Annotated in this window: 2 protein-coding genes; both read right to left on the reverse strand. The window is 66.4% G+C overall.

Annotation, left to right across the window (positions count from 1 at the left end):
- Positions 1–264: 264 nt before the first annotated feature.
- Entirely contained in the window at positions 265–1,101 is an 837-nt protein-coding gene (locus ACFWOG_RS40640) for an extracellular solute-binding protein (protein ID WP_380364763.1), read from the reverse strand.
- A 344-nt stretch (positions 1,102–1,445) separates the two neighbouring features.
- On the reverse strand, positions 1,446–2,419 hold a 974-nt coding region (locus ACFWOG_RS40645), incomplete at its 5' end, for a glycoside hydrolase family 30 beta sandwich domain-containing protein (protein WP_380364765.1).

Genomic DNA, 2,419 nt, shown 5'->3' on the forward strand with positions numbered 1-2,419 from the left:
AGCCGTCTTGTCCAACCGTCGGGTGGGTTCGTTTTTGTGTATACTAGTCTGCTACAGGGTGGGTGCACCGGGCCGTGGGGGAAGACGGCCCGGTGCACCCGGCATGGGGCCACCGGGCATGCGGGGGAACTCGGCCGGCATTCTCTCCGCTCGGCGCCCGGCATATCGAACACTCCTAAGGTATTCGATATACTAAGACTATGCCAAGGGCTGTTGCCGGATCGTTGCCGGCGCCGACGTGGTCAGCGGCCCTTCAGGGCCTGTTCACGGGCAGGCGGCTGGCAATTCTGGCCACGACGTTGCTTTCCTGGGCTTCCCGGCGGGAGGTGAAGCCGTGGCGTTCCTGGAGCAGGTCAGGGGTGCCGGTTCGAGCTGCGTTGTGATGGCGGCCCAGCTGGGGCCGGTGTGGTAGAATGAACCGACGAAGGCATTGGCTTCCATCGTGACCTTCGCGGTGTCGTAGGGGAAGATCACGTGGAAGTCCATGTACTGGGCGCTGCGATCGGAGGAGGCCAGCCAGCGCATGAAGGTGCCGGCCGCGGCGGGGTTCGTGGCCGCCGTGCTGGCGACCAGGCTGTGGCCGCCGACCATGGAGCAGCCGTTCTTCGGGCCGGCAAGCATCGGCGCGACCACCCATTTGCCCTTGGTTTTCTCGTTCCCGGCGGCGATCTCGGAGATGGCGCTCTGGTAGAAGCAGAACATCGCGACGTCGCCCTCGATGAAGCCGGCAAGGGCGCTGGTGGCGGGGGCGGAGGGCCTGTCGGTGTAGAAGGACTTCATGTAGGTCATCGCGGTGCATCCGGCTTCCGTGTTCTGGGTGGAGGTTTGAAGTCGGGTGAGGCGAGGGTGCCGCCGACCTGACAGAAGAAGCTCTCCCAGGAGGGGTTGACGGTGTTGAGATCGTCGTCCATGCCTTCGAACTGCCAGCCCATCACCGTTTGCGTGTGTGAGCGCTCCGCTGCTGTGCAAGGGGGCGGGGACCGCGCGCGGATCGTGCGTGGGTGTCCGGCGGTCGCCGCACACCTGATCGGCTGCGTTGACCAGCGGGCTGTGGGTGCGTCCCTGGGGCGGCGGTGGGTGATTCTGCGTTGGCGCTCGCACGGTGACGATGGGGGCTCTCCCAGGCCACCGCGGTACCAAGTCGGCCGGTGTGATGGCTTCCGGCCCGGAGCTGGGCCGTCCGTGACGCTGGACTTCCTTTCGGACACACGGTCCGATGGCAAGTGGTGTCAGCGACTGTTCCCCGCACCGACTTTATATCTCAACGGCCGCCGCTCGCGGGTGGAGAGCCGGCTTTCGCGAGGACACGTGGGCCGGTCCGCAGTCGCCCTCGAACGTCTCCCGGGCGGGCCTTACGGCTCCTGCGGAGGAGCTGTGCCGGCCGGTGGGCGGGTCGGGTCGAGTCGGGAGACGTTCGGGGACGCTGTCGGTGCGGTGTGTCGGGGTCAGGGTGTGCGGATCCAGAATTCGATCGACAGTGGCGGGACGGTGATCGTCAGCTGTGGGCCGGTCTTGGTGCCGATGAGGAGGTTGTTGGTGCTGGGGCCGTAGCGCAGCCCGCGGAAGTTGGCGGCGGTCTGGGTGTCGACGGTGAAGGTGTAGGGCGTGCTGGAGGAGTTGGTGATCACGAAGACCGGCTTGCCCTCCGGGGTCTTCCAGGCCATGATCCGCTGGGAGGGTGAGGGCAGGTCCTGGTAACCCCACTGCGGCGACAACTGGTACCGCAGCAGCGGCTCGTCCACGTGGTAGCGGACCGAGTTCCACGGCATGAACTGCACGAAGCCGGCGATGGCGTTCCAGTTGCGGGGGATGAAGTCCCAGTGTCCGGGGGCGATGTTGGGGTGGTGGCTGAAGTCGGTGTCGGTCGGGGGGCGCCAGTAACCGAGCGCGTAGCCGTCCGCCTCGATGTTGGTGGTGGGTTTGAGAGCGTGCAGCCAGAACCAGGTGGGCGCGTCCTGGAACGTCATCCAGTTCATGATCGACTGGGCGGTGTTCAGGGTTCGGGCGTCGCTCGTCTGGTTGTCGAGGTACTCGAACTCGTTGTTGAAGACGGGCTTGCCCAGGGCGCCGACGGTGTAGCGGCTGGCCGGGAGCTGCTCGGTGCTCTGCGTACCGACCTTGTGGAAGGTCCAAGCGTCCATCGCGGCGAGCGCCTGGGGGTCGGCGGCGAGGGCCTGGCCGATCGTGTCCTCCCAGCCACCCTGGCTGTTGGCGTGGATGAGGGCGTTCGGATACTTCGCCTTGATCTTGGGGGCGACGGCCTTGAACGTCTGCACGTATTCGGCGGCTGTGTACTGGCAGGTCGAGTAGGCCGCGATCCCGCTCGGTTCGTTCTGCAGGCCCCACATCGAGATCGGCACGCCGCGGGCGGTGAGGTAGTCGAGGTCGCCGACCATGGCGTCGCCGAGTTCGTCCAGGA

The organism is Kitasatospora sp. NPDC058406, from assembly GCF_042722765.1.
In the GTDB taxonomy this organism is placed as follows: domain Bacteria; phylum Actinomycetota; class Actinomycetes; order Streptomycetales; family Streptomycetaceae; genus Kitasatospora.